Source organism: Lactobacillus sp. UMNPBX4 (assembly GCF_002554115.1).
Taxonomy (GTDB): Bacteria; Bacillota; Bacilli; order Lactobacillales; family Lactobacillaceae; genus Lactobacillus; species Lactobacillus gallinarum.
Map to the genome: position 1 here is coordinate 1 of NZ_PCZF01000007.1, position 18089 is coordinate 18089.

General features: G+C 36.2%; 14 protein-coding genes and 1 pseudogene. 1 reads left to right on the forward strand and 14 read right to left on the reverse strand.

Annotated features, from left to right (window positions below):
- Positions 1-136 precede the first annotated feature (136 nt).
- The 10 genes and pseudogenes from CP355_RS02270 to CP355_RS02315 form a co-directional block, all read right to left on the reverse strand.
- Entirely contained in the window at positions 137-901 is a 765-nt protein-coding gene (locus tag CP355_RS02270) for a hypothetical protein (RefSeq protein WP_098043800.1), read from the reverse strand.
- Positions 902-986: 85 nt separating this feature from the next.
- Positions 987-1691: an aldo/keto reductase gene (locus tag CP355_RS02275; protein WP_087176466.1), complete on the reverse strand. Its 705-nt coding sequence runs from the start codon at positions 1689-1691 to the stop codon at positions 987-989.
- Positions 1692-1703: 12 nt separating this feature from the next.
- Entirely contained in the window at positions 1704-2111 is a 408-nt protein-coding gene (locus tag CP355_RS02280) for an OsmC family protein (RefSeq protein WP_025005375.1), read from the reverse strand.
- An 18-nt stretch (positions 2112-2129) separates the two neighbouring features.
- Positions 2130-3305: pseudogene (locus CP355_RS02285) on the reverse strand (MFS transporter).
- Positions 3306-3349: 44 nt separating this feature from the next.
- Positions 3350-4624 (reverse strand): cell wall metabolism sensor histidine kinase WalK, encoded by a 1275-nt coding sequence (locus CP355_RS02290; protein WP_098043801.1) that lies wholly within the window; start codon positions 4622-4624, stop codon positions 3350-3352.
- An 8-nt stretch (positions 4625-4632) separates the two neighbouring features.
- Complete coding sequence (locus CP355_RS02295) at positions 4633-5298, reverse strand: response regulator transcription factor (RefSeq protein WP_098043802.1); 666 nt, start codon at positions 5296-5298, stop codon at positions 4633-4635.
- Between the two features lie 7 nt (positions 5299-5305).
- Positions 5306-5917, reverse strand: a complete 612-nt coding sequence (locus tag CP355_RS02300; protein ID WP_199161203.1) for a GTP pyrophosphokinase family protein — start codon at positions 5915-5917, stop codon at positions 5306-5308.
- A gap of 155 nt (positions 5918-6072) precedes the next feature.
- The gene (gtfA, locus tag CP355_RS02305) at positions 6073-7515 is read right to left on the reverse strand and encodes a sucrose phosphorylase (RefSeq protein WP_098043804.1); all 1443 of its coding nucleotides are present in this window, start codon (positions 7513-7515) and stop codon (positions 6073-6075) included.
- A 9-nt stretch (positions 7516-7524) separates the two neighbouring features.
- Complete coding sequence (locus CP355_RS02310; RefSeq protein ID WP_087176469.1) at positions 7525-9726, reverse strand: alpha-galactosidase; 2202 nt, start codon at positions 9724-9726, stop codon at positions 7525-7527.
- A gap of 10 nt (positions 9727-9736) precedes the next feature.
- Positions 9737-11674, reverse strand: a complete 1938-nt coding sequence (locus tag CP355_RS02315; RefSeq protein ID WP_035434136.1) for a PTS sugar transporter subunit IIA — start codon at positions 11672-11674, stop codon at positions 9737-9739.
- Between the two features lie 222 nt (positions 11675-11896).
- Between CP355_RS02315 and CP355_RS02320 the strand changes: the two genes are divergently transcribed.
- Positions 11897-12730, forward strand: a complete 834-nt coding sequence (locus tag CP355_RS02320) for an AraC family transcriptional regulator (protein ID WP_098043805.1) — start codon at positions 11897-11899, stop codon at positions 12728-12730.
- A gap of 51 nt (positions 12731-12781) precedes the next feature.
- On the opposite strand, the gene CP355_RS02325 is transcribed toward CP355_RS02320, so the two are convergent.
- The 4 genes from CP355_RS02325 to CP355_RS02340 form a co-directional block, all read right to left on the reverse strand.
- On the reverse strand, positions 12782-14119 hold the full coding sequence (locus CP355_RS02325) for an SLAP domain-containing protein (protein ID WP_158227537.1): 1338 nt from the start codon (positions 14117-14119) through the stop codon (positions 12782-12784).
- A gap of 120 nt (positions 14120-14239) precedes the next feature.
- Positions 14240-15235, reverse strand: coding sequence for an aldose epimerase family protein (locus tag CP355_RS02330; protein WP_098043807.1), 996 nt, complete (start codon positions 15233-15235; stop codon positions 14240-14242).
- Between the two features lie 117 nt (positions 15236-15352).
- Positions 15353-16816, reverse strand: a complete 1464-nt coding sequence (locus tag CP355_RS02335; protein WP_098043808.1) for a UDP-glucose--hexose-1-phosphate uridylyltransferase — start codon at positions 16814-16816, stop codon at positions 15353-15355.
- A gap of 21 nt (positions 16817-16837) precedes the next feature.
- Positions 16838-18001 (reverse strand): galactokinase, encoded by a 1164-nt coding sequence (locus CP355_RS02340; protein WP_098043809.1) that lies wholly within the window; start codon positions 17999-18001, stop codon positions 16838-16840.
- Between the last annotated feature and the right edge of the window lie 88 nt (positions 18002-18089).

Genomic DNA, 18089 nt, shown 5'->3' on the forward strand with positions numbered 1-18089 from the left:
TCGCATCTATCAAACAGCCTAAACAAAAGTGTTCAAGTTATTATTGCAATTTACGAAGAAAATATTTTTATTAATCAACACAAAAAAGCCGAGATTCATGAACGAATCTCGACTTTTTGTCATTTTGTGTTTAATTTTAGTTTTCTACGATTAAGCTCTTAAGATCATCTGATAACTTAACTGGTGCATATTTAGCACTAACTAACTTAACAGCACTTTGCTTTACATAGCGCTTTTTGCCAATGTAAACATATCTAGTTTTACCGTGCTTAACGATCATTGATGACTTAAACTTCTTGCCCTTCTTGATCTTCTTCTTAGAAGCTTTGAAGTAGATCTTCTTTGACTTCTTAGTCTTCTTGTAAGCGTAGTAAATCTTTGCGCCCTTCTTTGACTTAGGAGTTATAACGATGTACTTTAAATCTCTGTTATTAAAGGCATCTTGAATAGTCTTAACATCTGCAGTTCTTTGCTTTACAGCGTCATCAAAAGTTGGAACAGTACCACTTACTGTTACTTCTGTTTCTGGAACAAATAATTGAACATCCTTACCATTAACATTCATAGTTCCTTCAATGGCATATACTTTATTCTTCCCTGAAGTTGGAACTATGTAAGTAAGTTGAATTGCTTGACCTTTTGTATAACCAATAGTAACTGGTTTAAGTGTCTTACCATCATCACCGATAGTATACAAAGTAGGGTTAGTATTCTTAATAGTAGCAGTTACTGTTCTATATTTAACAGTCATCGTACCTTTTTTAGCTTGTGAATTGGTACTTGCAGTTTGAGTTGTATCAGCGGCATGTGCAGTTTGACTTAATACAGCACCGCTACCAGCTAAGCTAGTTGAAAGCATCACAGCTGCAGCTAATGAAGTAAATAATTTTTTAGTTTTCATATTAATCTCCTAACTTAAACTCTTATAGTTTCATTATAACATTCATTATTATTCATCAAAATACAAATCCAACTATATTTACATCTTAATTACTAGCAAATAATTGTCCGATTATTTCCATATCTTCTGCTTGAATTTTAATATCTGCTTTAGGTTGTTCCTTCATCGCATCTGCTTCAATCAATGGAATAATTCTCTTTTGGTTAAAGTAACTAATAACCAAGTCTATGACACTAACTTTATACTTAGTTGCGATTTCTGCTAAAGCATCAATATCTTCTCTAATCGAAATCTCAACTTGCATTTTATGCTCACGAGCTAGATTAATTAATACTGGATCTTCGTAGTTTAATTGCATTACTACTGGCTTAACTTTTTCTTTAAGCAATTCACCTAAAATATCAGTAGTTGCGTCGGCAACGCCTAAACACTTAACCCAGCCTTTACACTTTGCTTCTTCCAATTCATGCCAAATTTCCTGATTACGTTTTTGATCATCACTCAATTTTAATAAGCAAAGATCAGGACGGCTGCTAATTAAATTAGCCCTAACTGTAGCAAAATAATTGCGTAATTCCTCACGGGTCTTTACATCCTCTGAAATCACAGTTTCCAAAAAGAGCTGTGGTAACTTTTTTCGCATGTACATTTTTTGATCAGCAGTCTGTTCAATCAATCGAAATCCTGCTGCAACGGCTTCATTAAAAGTTTGATCATTATCAACCTGCACACCAACTTTAGGTATTAAGCTACCATCATTTAGTACAATTGCTTCATCAAAAATTGACATCAAAATTCATCCCTATCCCAGCTCAACATAAATCTTAATTGCTTCTTTAAGGGTTTGATATACCGTAGATACGTGCAAGCTATGGGCTAAAAATTCTTCTTTTTCAGCTCTAGTCATATCTGAATCAAAGAAAACCTTAATCTTCATTTCAGTAACCACAGATTTGCCATGGTCTAATTTTTCTGTTTTAGCTTGATTTTCAATACGAAGATTTTTAATACCAAGATGATGGATTTTATTAATCATCCCTGCCGATATTTCAATGCAAGAATTAACGCTGCCGCACAAATATTCAACTGGATTAGGTCCTGCATTGTACTTGTCATCACTTACATCACAAATAAAGCTATGGTCACGAGCATCACTCTTAATCTGCCATTCTGTATCTTCAAGTTTAGATTTTACTAAATAGTCACTCATAATATTTTCCTTTCTCTGTTAATGGTGATCAATTGCTCCATTAAGTCGCTTGCGCCAAATAAAGTAAACTACTAACATCAGAGGTACCAATACCAAATCAACCCAATAAAAATATTTAACCGGCAATACGCTGTCAACTACCCCACTAATCATCGGGCCAAAGGACATTGCAACGTCCAATCCCAGGTAAAAAGTAGAACTGGCTAAACCTTGCTCCTCAATGGGGGCAAGCAATAATGCCGTAGACTGCAAAACGGAATAAATAATACCATAGCCCAACGCCATTCCAGCAGCAGCTAAGGCCATTTGCCAGTTATTATTCATCACTGCCAATAAAAAGATATAAGCTGCAGTAGACACCAGACTAAGCCAGAACCACACACCAAAACGAACAGTATCAAAATACCGCTTTAAGCCTATTCTGATCACTAATAAGACTAACGCATAAATCAAAAAGTAACTACCAACAGCGACAGTTAAATGACGCTGTTCAACATAAGTCACAATATCAGCCTGCGTAATAAAATAGGGCATTCCAAACAACGTGGTTAAAATTGCGACTGGCAAAACGTTCATCTGTATAATCTTAAAGTGCTTTTTCTGCGTCTGTCCTTTTTTCTTAAGTGGCAAAGCATGATTGCCAACAAACTGAATCACCACAATCATCAAAAAGGCCGCAATCGCTGCAGCAATTAAACTTTCACGATAACCAATTTTTTGATAAATATTAATTGAAAGCGCTGGTGCTAATGCCATAGCTAGTGCATTCATTAAACCGTAAAAGCCCATCGCTTCACCTACGTGTTGACGCGGTACTAAAAATGCTAGCCAGGTTGTCATGCAAACAGTACACAGAACATAGCCCGTTCCGTTGATTAGTCTAAATAATAACAACAGTCCACTTGATGGAGTAAAAATATAGCCTAACACGCCAATCAAGATCAAAACACCGCCAATTAAAGACAAACGATACTTTGAAAATTTATCAGTTAAGTTACCTGCAACAGGGCGTAAAAACATGGCCGCTATACTCATAATCCCAACAATCACGCCGGCAAAGGCACTGCTGGCTCCTCATTTTTTAGCGTACCCATTAATCAGTGGGTTAACAAACATCGTGCTAAACATAAAGAAAAAAGATGCTGCCATTACTAAGACAACATCTTTGCTATAAATAGATTTTCTCTTAGTCAAATCAGTCCCTCGATTTCTATTTTTATTATACAACTATCAAGAAACTATTTGACTATTTTAAGACTAACGGTAAAAACAATGTCTTCGCCCTTGTAGCCAACTGAGATCTTGCCACGAAAAGCCTGTACTAACTCGCGTGCCATTGCGAGACCGATGCCAAAGCCGCCTTTTTTAGAATTATGCGATTCATCTTCTCGATAAAATCTTTCAAAAAAGTGAGTATAATTTTTGTTTTTGCCTTCTTTATAAGTATTGCTGATACGCAAAACAGCATTCTTGCTCAAAGGACTCTTGGATAATTCCACTCTAATTCTGCCATGTGGATCACAATATTTTCTAGCATTATCAAGCAAAATATTAATGATTTCTGCCAATGAATGCTTTTCAGCAATTACATTTAATCCTTCACGAATAGAAACCTGATATGTCAGGTCATTCTTTTTCATGATCGATTTAAAATCTTGAGTTGTTTGTTCAACAATTTTTGAGAAATTAACTTTACTTAAAGTTAATTCTCCCGTTTCACCCGCTCTAGCTAATGAAATTAATCGATTAACTAATTTAGTTAGCTTATCAACCTGTTCTTTGGTACTTTGATTCCATTCCGAGTCATTACCTAACATTTCTTCCATTTCGGTATTAGCAGAAATCACCGCTAAAGGTGTCTTCAGCTCATGCCCCGCATTAGTAATAAATTCCTGCTGCTTGTGATATGTATCAATAATCGGCTTAATTGCTCTGCGAGAAACTAAGATTAGCACTAATGCGAATACAATTAATGCGCCAATTCCTAAAACCACTGCCACTCTGAACATCAACCAAAAACGATTATAAATTAAGGTCTCATTTAAAAAGACGATTAAAGTTTGACCAGCTAAATCTTTGGTAACTCTATAAGCATACTGATTTTGTCCCGCCTTAATATTTCCTTGCTTATTATGTTCAGCCAATGTTCTGCGAGTAATATCAGCAATTTCAGTATTTTTAATCTTATAAACGTTATTGTTATTAATAACCTTAACTTGATGGCTAGCATCAACTGTTACGGCAAAATAGCGATATTGATAAACAGCTTCAGGATTATATTTTCCCGCTAAAAAATTCCGATTAATTAAGTCATCTTGATTGCCAAAAGCCGGCTGCGCATTATGCGGTGAAAGATGACCCTCATTTTTTACTAAAGCGGTCAAAACTCGATTAACTTCATTTTGATTTTGAATACGAGTAATTCCTATCAAACTACCTAGTGTAATTAACAAAACTATCAATAAAGCAGCGACAGAAGCACTAATAAATTTCCAGCGAAATTTTTGAATCATCTTATCACCTACTTAACTAAGCTATAATTACCATCTTTTATTCCGTTAATCTTCACAGAACTTTGAATTGATTGCAATTTTTGTCTTAAATAGGAGACATATATCCAAACTATGTCGCTGTTTGCATCTTCGTCATTGCGCCATACATGGCTAAGTAATTCTTCAGTCGATAATTCTTTTCCTTCATTCAAAATAAAGTAATCCATCAACTGCGTTTCTTGTCCATTTAACCGAATGGAATTATGACTCACTAATTCTTGTTCAGACACATTCAGAGTAACATCACCAAAGCTCACTTCATTAGGAGTAAAGTCATCCTCTCTTCTCTCCTTTGAACGCAGTCTAGCCAGCAATTCTCTTAATGAGAATGGTTTAGTTATATAATCGTCTGCCCCACTATCAAGGCCAGTTACTCGATCATCAATTTCTGACTTTGCGGTAAGCATTAAAATATATGACTTATCACCACTTTTTCTAATTTTTTTTAAAGCGGTAATTCCATCCATTACCGGCATCATAATGTCCAAGATAATGACATCATATGAATTTTCCTTAGTGTGTTCAACGGCTTTTAAGCCATTATCGACAGGATCAACTTCATAACCTGCCTTTTGCATGGCAACAGTTAATACTCTGAGTAGTTGTGGTTCATCTTCTGCGACTAAAATCTTCATTAAATAATCAATCCCCTTCTCTAATCAATTGTCTGATGGTTTGCATACTAATGTCACAAGATGCCAATTCATCAGCAACTCTTTTCAGTTCTTTACCAATCATTTCTGGATTCTTGATTTGATGTTTATACTTCATTTCATGCTCTAAGCTTGCCCAAGTATCCATGGCAATTGTTCTTAATTGCACTTCGACAAAATAATGTCCTGGAATATTACCATCGACATCTTGCTCGGGAACCATTACATCTAAAATCATATGATAAGAACGATAACCATTAGGTTTAGCATTAGTAATATAATCTTTTTCTTTCACTACACTAACGTTGTCCCATTTTTTAATAGCTGCAATGCAAGTGTAGATATCATCGACAAAATTGCAGACGATACGTAAACCAACGCTATCTCGATTTTCCCTTAAGGCAGAATTGGGCGTAAGTGGTAATCCCTTCCGTTGGCATTTATCTTCCATGCTCTTTTCGCTTTTAACTCGACCACGCAAGTGTTCATAAAGTCTTTCGTGATACTTTTTTTCATAATTTTTATTTAAAGTAGTAAATTGCTCCGTCATTTGTTTAAGCAATTTATCTAAAGCAGGGGTATATTCTCCGTAAATATTCAACATTTATTCCTTCTTTCTATATTCATCATAACAATGAAATTTGACTTTTCTTTGAAGGAACAATTATTAAGGAATTAAGATTACAAATGAAAAAGCATACATCGAATAATTATCGACATATGCTTTTTAAATTGAGAGAGAGTAAGAGAAAGGGGTTAGAATTTTATCTGTTCACCATTCACTAGCACTTGATAAGTTAAATCTTTCAAGTTTGCAACTAGTTCAGCTTTTCTAGTTTGTTCTTTATTCATGCGAACAATCCGAATTTCATTTTCATTAGGAGTGGAAATATCGATTGAGCCATCTAAATCAAACGCAGCTTCATTATTTCTGAAGGTAAACAGCTTAAGTAGCGAAGCTACTACAAGTCGTTGAACTTCCTGGGCCACTTCATCTTTACTGTAATAATGACGATTAATATTTCTGCCTTCTTTCGTTTCTTCCAGCAGTTTAATATCATTTTTACCAGCTAGCATTCCAACATAATAAACTTGTGGAATGCCTGGTGCAAAGACTTGCAAGAGTCGTGCCATGAAGTACTTTTGATCATCATCACCAAGAGCTGAATAAAACGTAGTATTGATTTGATAAATGTCTAAGTTATGATATTCAGCACTAGAATACTTCTTCTTAACGTTGGCACCAACTTTATATAGCTCTTGACTGGTATAGTCGATCTCCTCAGGAGAAAGGATATCACGCGCATCAACCACACCAATGCCGTCATGGGTATCCAAAGTTGTAAATTGCTTCATCGGGCATTTCTTAAGCCAGGCAGCAAGACGATTGCTCTTGCCAGAATACAGTGAATACAAAGTTACCATTGGCAAGGCAAAATCATAGATAAAGTAGCCATGCTTAGCAATCTTGAATGGCATTGAATAATGCTCATGAATTTCCGGTAAAATGGTTGCACCCTCGTCTGCAATATCGTCTTGAACTTGCTTCAATAAATCCCAGATTTCTGGTTCAACGAAGAAATCATTGGTATCAAGTTTCTTAACTGCATAAGCAAAGGCATCTAAGCGAATAATATCTGCCCCATGTTTAATTAGGCTAATCAAAGTATCTTTGATAAACTTTTGAGTTACTTTTTGACGAACATCCAAATCAATTTGTTCAGGTCCAAAAGTGTTCCATAACTTCTCTTTGGTACCATCGGCAAAGGTTATTTCCTGATAAGGCGCACGGTCCTTACGCTTATAAATTAAATCAACATCAGCTTGAGTAGGACGGCCTTCAGGCCAAAACTTGTCCCAGCTAAGAAACAGCTTGGCATATGGACTTTTGTCTTTGTGCTCTTGAAAATCCTGATAATATTTAGATTGTCTAGAAATATGGTTAATCATGAAGTCAAACATCAAGTAATATTTTTCACCTAATGCTTCAACCTGAGCCCAATCACCAAACTTAGGGTCTACTGTAGTGTAATCAGTTGGCGCAAAACCGCGGTCACCAGTTGAGGGAAAGAATGGCAACAAGTGAATGCCACCAACTGCACCTTTTAAGTCATTTTCTAAAACTTCGTTTAATTCTGTTAAATTTTTACCCAAGCTATCTGGATAAGTAATTAGCATGACCTTATTTGTAATTGCCATAATTTACTCCTATTTTATTGCTTTGAAGTAGTACATATAAGCCTTAAAGTCACCATGTTCAACTGGATCATAGATACCCATATTCATCAATTCGTCGCCGCCATAAACTTGGTGCGTTCTTTGATCTTCATATTGTTTATTTGGATCAAGGCCAACTAATTTAGTCTTAGTTAAATATGGCTGAGCTGAAGCCATTACTTTGACTACGCTCAAAACCGCCTCATTTTGATCATCTGAAACAGTTTCCCAAGCACATTGATTGCTGGTTTGAGCGGATTTCAAGCGGTAGAACTTACCAAATTGAGTAACTTTTCTAATCTTCTTGTATTCTGCCACCTGCTTTGCGACAGCTTCACGATCTTCCTCATTCATCTTAGTTAAATCAAGTTCATAACCAAGATCACCCCACATGGCAACAACGCCACGGGTATTAAATGGAGTAATTCTGCCATTTTGTTCATTAGGACTAACTGAAACGTGAGAAGTCATCATTGATTGCGGGTAAACCAAACTTGTACCATATTGAATGGTTAAACGATCAATTGCATCGCTATCATCACTAGCCCAGATTTGTGGGTCATAGTAAGCCATACCGGCATCAAATCTACCGCCACCGCCTGAGCAGCCTTCAATTAACAGATCTGGATGAGCATCAACTATTCTTTCAAGTAAATCATAAAGACCTAATACATAACGGTGGTAAACTTCACCTTGACGATTAGCTGGTAAATCAGCTTCATAGATATCTGATAAGTGACGATTCATGTCCCACTTAATATAGTCAATCTTGCCTGATCCCAAGATCTTTTCCATTTGGTTATAAATATTGTCGCGTACTTCCTTGCGTCCCAAGTCAAGCAAGTATTGATTTCTGGATGGACTTGGTTTTCTGCCAGGAACATGCATCAAATAATCTGGATGTTCTTTGTAAAGATCAGAATCATATGAAATCATTTCAGGTTCAAACCATAGACCAAATTTCATCCCTTGATCGTGAACATAATCTGCAAAATGTCCTAAACCATTTGGAAACTTCTTTTTATAAACTTTCCAATCACCTAATGAAGTATTATCGTCATCACGATGACCAAACCAGCCATCATCTAAAACGAACATCTCAATGCCAAGCTTCTTAGCATCATCTACAATAGTCTTTAACTTATCTTCATTAAAATCAAAGTAGGTTGCTTCCCAGTTATTAACTAAGATTGGACGTACTTCATTCTTGTATTTACTACGAATAATTCGATCATGAATCAAGCTATGGAATGCTTGACTCATCTTGTTTAAACCTTGATCTGAGTAAACCATCAAGACTTCTGGAGTTTGGAATTCATCCCCAGCAGGTAGTTGCCAGTTAAAGTTGAAATCATTAATACCAACATTAACATGAGTCTGAGCAAATTGATCTTTTTCAACTTCAAACTTATGATTACCAGAGTAAACAAAGGCAAAACCATAAGCATCCCCATTAAATTCATTGGTATCTGGATCAACTAAAGCCAAGAATGGATTCATTTGGTGACTGGAAGTACCGCGGTGACTAGAAAAGACGTGAATACCTTGGTTAATGTGTTCGCGATCCACTCTTCTTTCATGGGCGTGAGCACCCGGTAAAGTAATTGAATCAAAGTTGCGATCGACAAAATCAAGCTGCATTGAAGCAACTTTTTCAATATTGACTGTTTCATCGCCTGAATTTTTAACCTTTACTGATCTTACAATTACAGGACGATCACGGTAGATGGTGTACAATAAGTCAAAATCAAGCTTAGTCTTTTGATCCTCAAGAGTAATGATCAAAGTTTGAGCTTCATTATTATCCTTTACCCATGAATGAGGCAATCCTTTCAAGTCCGGCTTACCATCCACAATTTGGTAATCCTTGTAAGTTAAAAACAAAGCATTAGAACCATCTTTTTGGCGGACAACCGCAGCTGGCGTATGATAATCCATTTCGCCTGCTGTACTATATTCCTTAGGTAAAGAATCGCGAGAAAAAGTTCTATCTAATGAGCCAGGTAAGTTACCGGAAAAACCACGATCGACTCTTGGGTAACGCAATTCATTATGATAATTATTTACTTTTTTACCGAAGTATAAATGACAAAGCGTATCGCCATCTTCTACTGAAAGAAGATATGAAATTTGCTCATTATGAAGATGAAAGACTTTATTCTTTTCGTCGAAAGTAATTAATTCTTCTGCCATAATTTTTCTCCTATTTAGCTTCAACTTTTTCTTTAGCTGCCAAAGTCATGACTTCATCTTCTGCCTTGACCTCAGTACCTGCCTTAGCTGTTAATTTAATATTTTCAAATTCATTTGAGTTAGTAACTACTACAATTACAGTATCATCAAGTCCAGCCTTCTTAATAGTTGGATCCCAGAATTCGATTAATTCTTGGCCCTTCTTAACTTTTTGACCTTCTTCAACATATGAGACAAAGCCAGTACCCTTTAATTTAACGGTGCCAAGACCAATGTGAATTAATAATACTAATCCATTATCACCAACAAGACCAACTGCGTGTCTAGTAGTAAAGACCTGACGAACAGTTGCGTCAAATGGTGCTAATACTCGACCATCTTCTGGCTTAATTGCAAAGCCTTGGCCAACAGAGCCACTTGAGAATGTTTGATCGTTAACTTCTGATAAATTCATTAACTTACCAGCAATTGGAGTAGCTAATTCAATTTGACCAGTAGCTGACTTAGCAGCATCTTGATCGCCAGCATACTTCTTACCCCAAGTTTTTTCAAGTTCAGCAACAATTTCTGCGTGCTTTTGTTCACTTAAGATGACCTTAGTAGCAAAGATAATAATCGCAATAACAAGCATTACGGCTGGTACAGCAAACATCATCAACTTAAAGTTCATCTTACCAGCAGCGGTAATTGATGCGGCTGTTGCACCTGTAGTCATACCTGCCATGATGGCAATTTGACCAACAACACCGTTAGAAACGGCACCACCGAATTTATCGATCAATGGACGAACTGACAAAGCAAGTGATTCGTCACGGTGACCAAGTTTTAATTGACCATATTCAACAGAGTCGGTAATAATCATTAAAACGATCAAGAAGACCATTTGTTGTGGGAAACCGAATAATGATGCAGCAAGTAAAACTAATGGAAGATTGCTACCTGCAAAAGCAAAGATTCCCATTGCACAAAGCATTACAACTAAGCAACTTGTGAAAAGTGCTTTACGACTCATTCTCTTAGACAAGATCGGGAACAATGATGTTGCAATAATACCTAATAAAATGTTAATGGTTGAAAAGATTGAGAATGCCTTTGGCATACCCATAATGTAAGTGAAGTAGTAGACTTCAAGAGAGTTGGTAATGTTAATACCAATACCGTAGAATAAGTAAGCTAAAGCTACCCACATTAATTGGTCGTTACCAGATAATGCTTTAAAGATACCAACGATACCTTTAGTATCTTTTTTATTCTTACGAATATCACTGTTTACTTCACGAGTGAATAAACCAACACACCAAGCAGAAACAAATGCGATACCACAAATGATTGCTGCAAAAATAAACCAACCTCTGTCATCACCAGTTGAAGTAGCTTTGGCTGAGAAGAAGATTACAGCTGGCATAACTAGGATACCAACTAAACCACCACCGACAGTTGAACCAACACGAGCATAAGTAGCTGTCTTTTCACGTTCACGTGAATCAGTAGTTAATGATGGAAGCATTGACCAAAAGCCGACATCCTTAAATGAATAGAAGATATCCATGGTGATATACAAAACACCAAAGACAATCATGTATAAGATAGCATTCTTTTGATACAAACCACCTAGGTTAGTAAATAACATTAAAAGAATGACTGCAGAGATTGAACCACCAACTACAACCCATGGACGGAAGTGACCCCAACGAGTTTTAGTACGGTCAATCGCATTACCGATAAATGGGTCAATGAATAATTCTACAATTCTTAAACCCATGATAATCAATGTCACGATACTGATCATTTTGGCATCTTCTGCCGCATTACCAGTATTAAACAAGTGTGACGTAATAAACATAATTAAATATCCTGATAACAATCCATAGAATGAATCATTACCAAAGGCACCAAAACTATAAGCTAGTCGTGCGCCTATTGACATTTTTCCTTGATCTTTTTTCATCAGATCTTTCCCCCTCTATAGCGTTCATGTATTCGCTTTCATTATAGTTATTATTATCTGTCAGAGAAGAATTTTTAACCATAGCACTGTCATCACGATTTATGTCATTATTTTTAATGAACATAAAAACATGTTTAATTCACCAATCAGTGATATCATTGTATTATATAGCAAATCTAAAGACATAAAGACATGTATAAATAGTAAAATTGAGGAATTTTTATGGATGGATCATACAGAGCATTAAGCAATAAAAGCTTAGAAAGCAATATTTTATTCTGGGGACAAGAAAATTGTGCACCTAATTACACTTTTAAAGGTAATAATGTGCGTGACAACTATGTTATCCACTACATTCAACGAGGTAAAGGAACTTTTGCTTCGGCAAATCACTCCATGGTTACCTTGCAAGCTGGGGATGTGTTTATTCTTCCTAAAGGCGTACCCTGCTTTTATCAAGCAGATAGTAAAGAGCCTTGGAGTTATTTTTGGTTAGGATTATCCGGTATTAAAATTAGAGCGATGCTTTCAGGCTCAATTTTATCTACGCAAAATTATTTAAGGCAGGTTCAGGACAGCAAATTTTGTCAGAGCCTGCAGAATTTATTTGAGGCCGCACATTCACCTAGCTCTCTTACTAATGACATACTGATCGAAGCTTTGCTTTATTACACTTTTTACAATTTGAATATTGAATATCCTACCAAGAGAAGAAAGAATTCAGCCACTAAGGACGAGCAATTGCGTGCTGCTATTACTTATTTAAGACAAAACTTCGAAGATTCATCTCTGTCAATCATTGATCTTTGCAACAAGATGGATCTTTCTCGCAGTTATCTTTATACTCTTTTTAAAAACAATCTAGGGCTTTCTCCACAACAATTTTTGATCAATTTACGGATGGAACAAGCTAAAGAATATCTAGCTAATACTGATAATACGATTCAGGAGATTTCAAGAATTATTGGTTATAATGATGAATTTACCTTTTCAAAGGCATTCAAGAAGTATTCTGGCTTCAGTCCAAAAATCTATCGCCAAAGTTTGACGAAATAAAAAGATTGGAAATCATTTGGTTTCCAATCTTTTTTACTTATTGATTCTCCATTATTTATCTTTCTCAGCTTCAGCAGGCGTGTTAACTGGCGTTAATTTTGGACCAGCAACATATTCAAAGTCTTCAACTTTCAAATAGAAGTCGTTAATTCTAGGGTCCGATCCAATGCCTTTCCTCTCTTTATTAACAAAGAATTGCATGTAGTCATTATTCTTTATCCGATAGAACAACTCTACTTTCTTGCTACTTGGAACGTAAATATATTTTAGTTCTTTAACAATTATTGGATAATATCCAGCTTGATTGTAATTAGTAGCTTTTAAGAACTTGTCGTCATACTCTTGTTCACCATGACTATTGTAAATCGCAGCCTTGGTAATTCCCGGCTTTGCCTGAATAGTTGTATTCTTTTGGTTAAAAACATTAACCGGCTCAATATGACGTTTGACATCAACTTCGGAGACACGTCCCCAAACCCAATCATCTTTAGTTCCTTTAACATGGTAGAAAACTGAATCTCCAACTCCTGTTTTGAACCAGAAGTCATCAGGATAGCCGCGGAAAGTTGAAATATACTTATCAACTACTAGTTTCTTACCTTTTTTATAGTAACGTCCACTTTCACGATTAGAATTTCTATTGACGATTTGCTGACTGCTCTTCAAAACAACGGTAGTCTCTTTCTCATCGACGTAAATCGGCTTACCATCAAGATAGCGCACATTATTTGCCTTGATATAGCGATTCTTGCCAATGCGGTAGTATTGTTTACCATGAATTGTCTTATACTTTAACCAAAAACGATGCCGCTTTTGCCAAGAAACAAATTTAATACCGGAGGAAGACAAGTACTCAGAATAAAACTTTTTAGGAGAATTAATTTCTTCAAATTTACCAGGTACTTCTAGAGTAGTATTCTTTTTTATTGTTTTTGCCTTTTTACGTTGGCCTTTATAATTGTACACATATGAATTATGATCGATAGTCAAATTGGCTGGACCATTTGGCAAGCCAACATTTTTAGCATTAATATAATAACCATTACCAATGCTGTAATACATCTTAATATCGCCGTTACTAGTCTGAGACGAAGTACCAATATATGTTTTCAACGGGACAGGCTTACCATAATATTTAAGAACCGTTCCCTTCGGAATCAAAGTGACCTGGCCATTTTGTTTTAAAGCCACTTTCTCTCCATTTGCATCCCGCAACTCATCTAGATGAACCTGTTTACCATCTTTGCGATAAGCATAAGAAGCAATTTCCAGAGTAAACGTATTATTTTGCGTTTCTTGTGCTGCTTGAACAACTGGAGTCTGCTTTACTAAAAACGGAGTACTGACTCCCAAGAGTGCAGATATAATAATCACTTTTCCTAAACGCATATAGTTACCTCGTTTCATAAACTATAGCTGAATTGTACTATCTTAAGAAAATTATTACTTGTATTAAACATTGAGACAAGCAAAAAAGGATTGGAAACCACAATTTCCAATCCTATATTTTTACTCAAACTTCCAACTTACATTGCGCTTAAATTCTTCACCTGGTAACAAAGTAATGCGCCCCAAATCATTGCCTTCAGCCGGTGGAATTTGTGCTTCACAAGTAATTCCCGCATATTGGCCGAAATCAGCAGTGTACTTACCAGTATGATCAAAACCATTACCAGTATAAATAATCAATGATGGCGCATCAGTATTCACGGTCGCCTTACGTTCATTTGAACTTAAAACAGCGCCAGGCCGATTGCCATTTAAAATAAATGGATGATCCATGCCTCCTCTGTCTTTGATTTGAGGATCGTCAGCTTCCAAAGCATCCCCTACACGCTTAGTCTTTCTAAAATCAAAAGCAGTGCCAGCAACTTCTTCCATTCCACGATCAGGCATTCCAGAGTGATCAACTGGCAAATAATAATCAGCATTCATTTTTAGCTTAAGATCTTTGATATTATCTTTTTCACCTAAGGTAAAGTAAACATGATTTACCGGATTAAAAATAGTTAATTGGTCACTCACCGCATTAATTGAATAATGCAAAGTATCATCATTGTCCAATTCATATTTGACATGAATCTTTAAATTGCCTGGATAATCATTATGACCATCTGGATCAAATAACGTTAAATCTACTCGTGCACTGTTTTCATCACAAGAAGGTTCAAAATCCCATACTTCAGTATCTGTACCAATTCCGCCATGAATGTGATTCTCACCTTCGTTAATTGGCAATTGATGAATTTCAAGACCATGTCTCCATTGACCTTTTCTGACTCTACCGGCAATTCGGCCAACTGTACCACCTAAATAATTTCTTTCCTGAGAATAATCAGCTGGTGAATTTAATGACAAAATCATATTCTTGTCGTTAAGCAAAACTTTTTCTAGCGTTGCACCATAGTTAAGTACCTTAACAACCATGCCGTTGTCATTTTTTAAACTAATTTCACAAAGATCTTTGTCATCTTTTCGACCATATTTATTAAAACTTGTTTTCATGTTCTCGCCTTTTCTCTTTGTATTCGCTTTCATTGATATTATAAAGTATTTCTTATCAATAACATATGCGTTACCGGTAACAAAAAGCGAGACCCTCAAGATCTCGCTTCAATTACTTTACTTAATCTTTTTGGTTAAAGCTGTAATAAATTTATCCCAGCCTTCATCACCGTCTGCATCATTCTTAAACACGCCAGCATCCTGAAGAACTTGTTCAAATACTTCAACAAGTGATTGCTGCATTACTTGATCAACATTGTCCCAGCTAATTTCGTTTTCAGCTTTAACTTGATCAGCCCATTCTTTATGACTAGCAGCCATATTGTTATCTTCACCCAGCCAGTATTTCTTTACTTCTTCAAGTTCACTCTTAAGACGTCCTGGCAAAATAGCACGACCCATTACTTCAATTAAGCCGATGTTTTCCTTCTTAATGTGCCATAACTTTTCGTGTGGGTGGAAAATGCCCAAAGGATATTGATCACTAGTATTGTTATCACGCAAAACTAGATCGAGCACGAAGTTCTTGCCTTCACGGTGCATGATTGGCGTTACCGTGTGGTGACGAGTCTTACCATCGTAAGCTTTAATGCTGCGTGCAGTGTCTGAATAGTTATCCCAGAATTTGATAATCTTTGCACCAAGGTCAATTAAGTCAAGTGAATTTTCACTAGTTAAACGCAAGTCGCTCATTGGCCAGTCAACGATCCCAGCCATTACAGTTGGGTATGAATCAAAGACAATGGTCTTCTTGATGCCTGCCTTCATCATTGGGAAGGTATGACGACCACCTTGGTAGTGCTCATGTGCTAACATTGAACCACCAACAATTGGCAAGTCAGCGTTAGAACCAACGAAATAGTGTGGGAAGATCTTTTCAATTTCAACCAAGTTAATTAATGTTTGTTCATTAATTACCATTGGAATATGCTTTTGATCTAAGAAAATACAGTGTTCATTAAAGTAAGCATATGGTGAATATTGGAAGCCCCATGGACGACCTGCGATATTCATACGAATGATTCTTAAATTAGAACGGGCATTTTTACCATAGCCACCTAAATAACCTTCATTTTCAAGGCAAAGTGCACATTGAGGATACTTCTTGCCTGTTGCATGTGCCGCTGCAGCAATAGCCTTAGGATCTTTTTCAGGTTTAGATAAATTAATCGTAATTTCTAAGCCATGACCTTTTGAGCTAGTGCCGGAGAAGACAACATTTTTGGCAATAGCCTCTTTTTTAACATAATTATTGTCTTCACATAATTTATAAAACCAATCTGTAGCCTTCTCTGAAGACTTTTGCATTTTTTGCCAGAAAATACTATTAGTCTTAGATGGTGTTGGTATAGCTAAATCATAAAGTTGATCATTTAATACTTCACGTGAGGTGATATCGTCAGGAATTTTTTCATTTTTAACGGCCAAGTCAACTAATTGCTTGGCAGCTGGCTTATCGTTTTCTTCTTCATCATGATCACCAACTAATCCTCTAATTTTGTTAATAACATATACTCGATCTAATGGCTCGTAAGCACCACTATTAATAACTTCACCCGCAAATTTTTCAATAACCTTCATAACTTTCCCTTCTCACACTAATTAAATTCTCTTAGTACCATCAACGATTTCTGCATCATAGAAGCTAGCATCATAACCGATTGTATCGCGGTAAATCTTACCAACATTCTTCTTAAAGTTCTCAGCCTCTGACTTCTTAACAATAGCAATTGCACTACCGCCAAAGCCACCGCCGATCATTCTGGCACCGAGCACTCCAGGTTGTTTCCATGAAGCTTCTGCCAAAGTATCGAGCTCTTTACCAGTTACTTCATAATCATAGTGAAGAGATTCGTGAGAAGCATTAATTAAACGACCAAGTTTTTCAAGATCGCCGTCTTTCATTGCTTGAGTTGCACGTAAAGTTCTTTGATTTTCACTAACTGCATGACGCGCACGTTTAATTTCTGTTTCATCATTGATGAGGTAAGAATATTCATCAAAAGCATCGTTATCAAGTTCACCTAATGCCTTAATATCAAGCTTTTGTTGCAACTTTTTAAGAGCACGACCACATTCAGCAACCCTATCATTATAAGCAGAATCAGCTAAAGTATGTGGTTTGTTAGTTGCCATGATAATAATTTCGTAATCGCCTAATGCAAGTGGCATGTATTCATACTTTAAGGTGTTGCAGTCTAAGAAAATTGCACTATCTTTTTTACCCATAATGCAGGCAAATTGATCCATAATTCCTGAATTTAAGCCGACAAATTCATTTTCAGTTCTTTGACCCATCTTGGCTAGGCTAACGCGATCAACGTCTAAGTTAAATTCATCTTTCAAGATGATTCCCATTAACATTTCAATTGCGGCACTTGATGAAAGTCCTGAACCTGATGGCAAGTTAGCCTTAATGTATAAGTTAAAGCCATGATCAATATTATTGTATTTTTCACGCAAATAAGTGATCATACCTTTAAGGTAGTTAGCCCAGAAACGATCATCCTTTTCAACAGTTGTATCATCGATCTCAAATCCTACAATATCGCCGTCAACGTTACCTGAATATAGGCGAACTTTCTTATCCTCTCTTGGGCCATAGACACCATAAACACCTAAGCTGATTGCGGCTGGAAAAACATGACCGCCGTTGTAGTCGGTGTGTTCACCAATTACGTTGATTCTGCCAGGTGAGAAAAAGACGTCTTGACCCTTTTCACCAAAAGTTTTTTCGTATTCTGTAAGTAATTCTTCTTTATTCATTTTTATTTACCTCAAATTTGTACTGTAATCGTTTTCAGCTACTAGTATATCTCTTTCGCTTCTTTTAGTAAATAGTTTACTATAATAA

Bases quoted from the DNA above. Each gene is read 5' to 3' on its own strand.
- CP355_RS02315 (WP_035434136.1), bottom strand. From the start codon at position 11,674: ATGAAAAAAGATCAAGGAAAAATGTCAATAGGCGCACGACTAGCTTAT.
- gtfA (WP_098043804.1), bottom strand. From the start codon at position 7,515: ATGGCAATTACAAATAAGGTCATGCTAATTACTTATCCAGATAGCTTG.
- CP355_RS02275 (WP_087176466.1), bottom strand. From the start codon at position 1,691: ATGTCAATTTTTGATGAAGCAATTGTACTAAATGATGGTAGCTTAATA.
- CP355_RS02330 (WP_098043807.1), bottom strand. From the start codon at position 15,235: ATGAAAACAAGTTTTAATAAATATGGTCGAAAAGATGACAAAGATCTT.
- CP355_RS02340 (WP_098043809.1), bottom strand. From the start codon at position 18,001: ATGAATAAAGAAGAATTACTTACAGAATACGAAAAAACTTTTGGTGAA.
- CP355_RS02270 (WP_098043800.1), bottom strand. From the start codon at position 901: ATGAAAACTAAAAAATTATTTACTTCATTAGCTGCAGCTGTGATGCTT.
- CP355_RS02320 (WP_098043805.1), top strand. From the start codon at position 11,897: ATGGATGGATCATACAGAGCATTAAGCAATAAAAGCTTAGAAAGCAAT.
- CP355_RS02295 (WP_098043802.1), bottom strand. From the start codon at position 5,298: ATGAAGATTTTAGTCGCAGAAGATGAACCACAACTACTCAGAGTATTA.
- CP355_RS02325 (WP_158227537.1), bottom strand. From the start codon at position 14,119: ATGCGTTTAGGAAAAGTGATTATTATATCTGCACTCTTGGGAGTCAGT.
- CP355_RS02280 (WP_025005375.1), bottom strand. From the start codon at position 2,111: ATGAGTGACTATTTAGTAAAATCTAAACTTGAAGATACAGAATGGCAG.
- CP355_RS02335 (WP_098043808.1), bottom strand. From the start codon at position 16,816: ATGAAGGTTATTGAAAAATTTGCGGGTGAAGTTATTAATAGTGGTGCT.
- CP355_RS02310 (WP_087176469.1), bottom strand. From the start codon at position 9,726: ATGGCAGAAGAATTAATTACTTTCGACGAAAAGAATAAAGTCTTTCAT.
- CP355_RS02290 (WP_098043801.1), bottom strand. From the start codon at position 4,624: ATGATTCAAAAATTTCGCTGGAAATTTATTAGTGCTTCTGTCGCTGCT.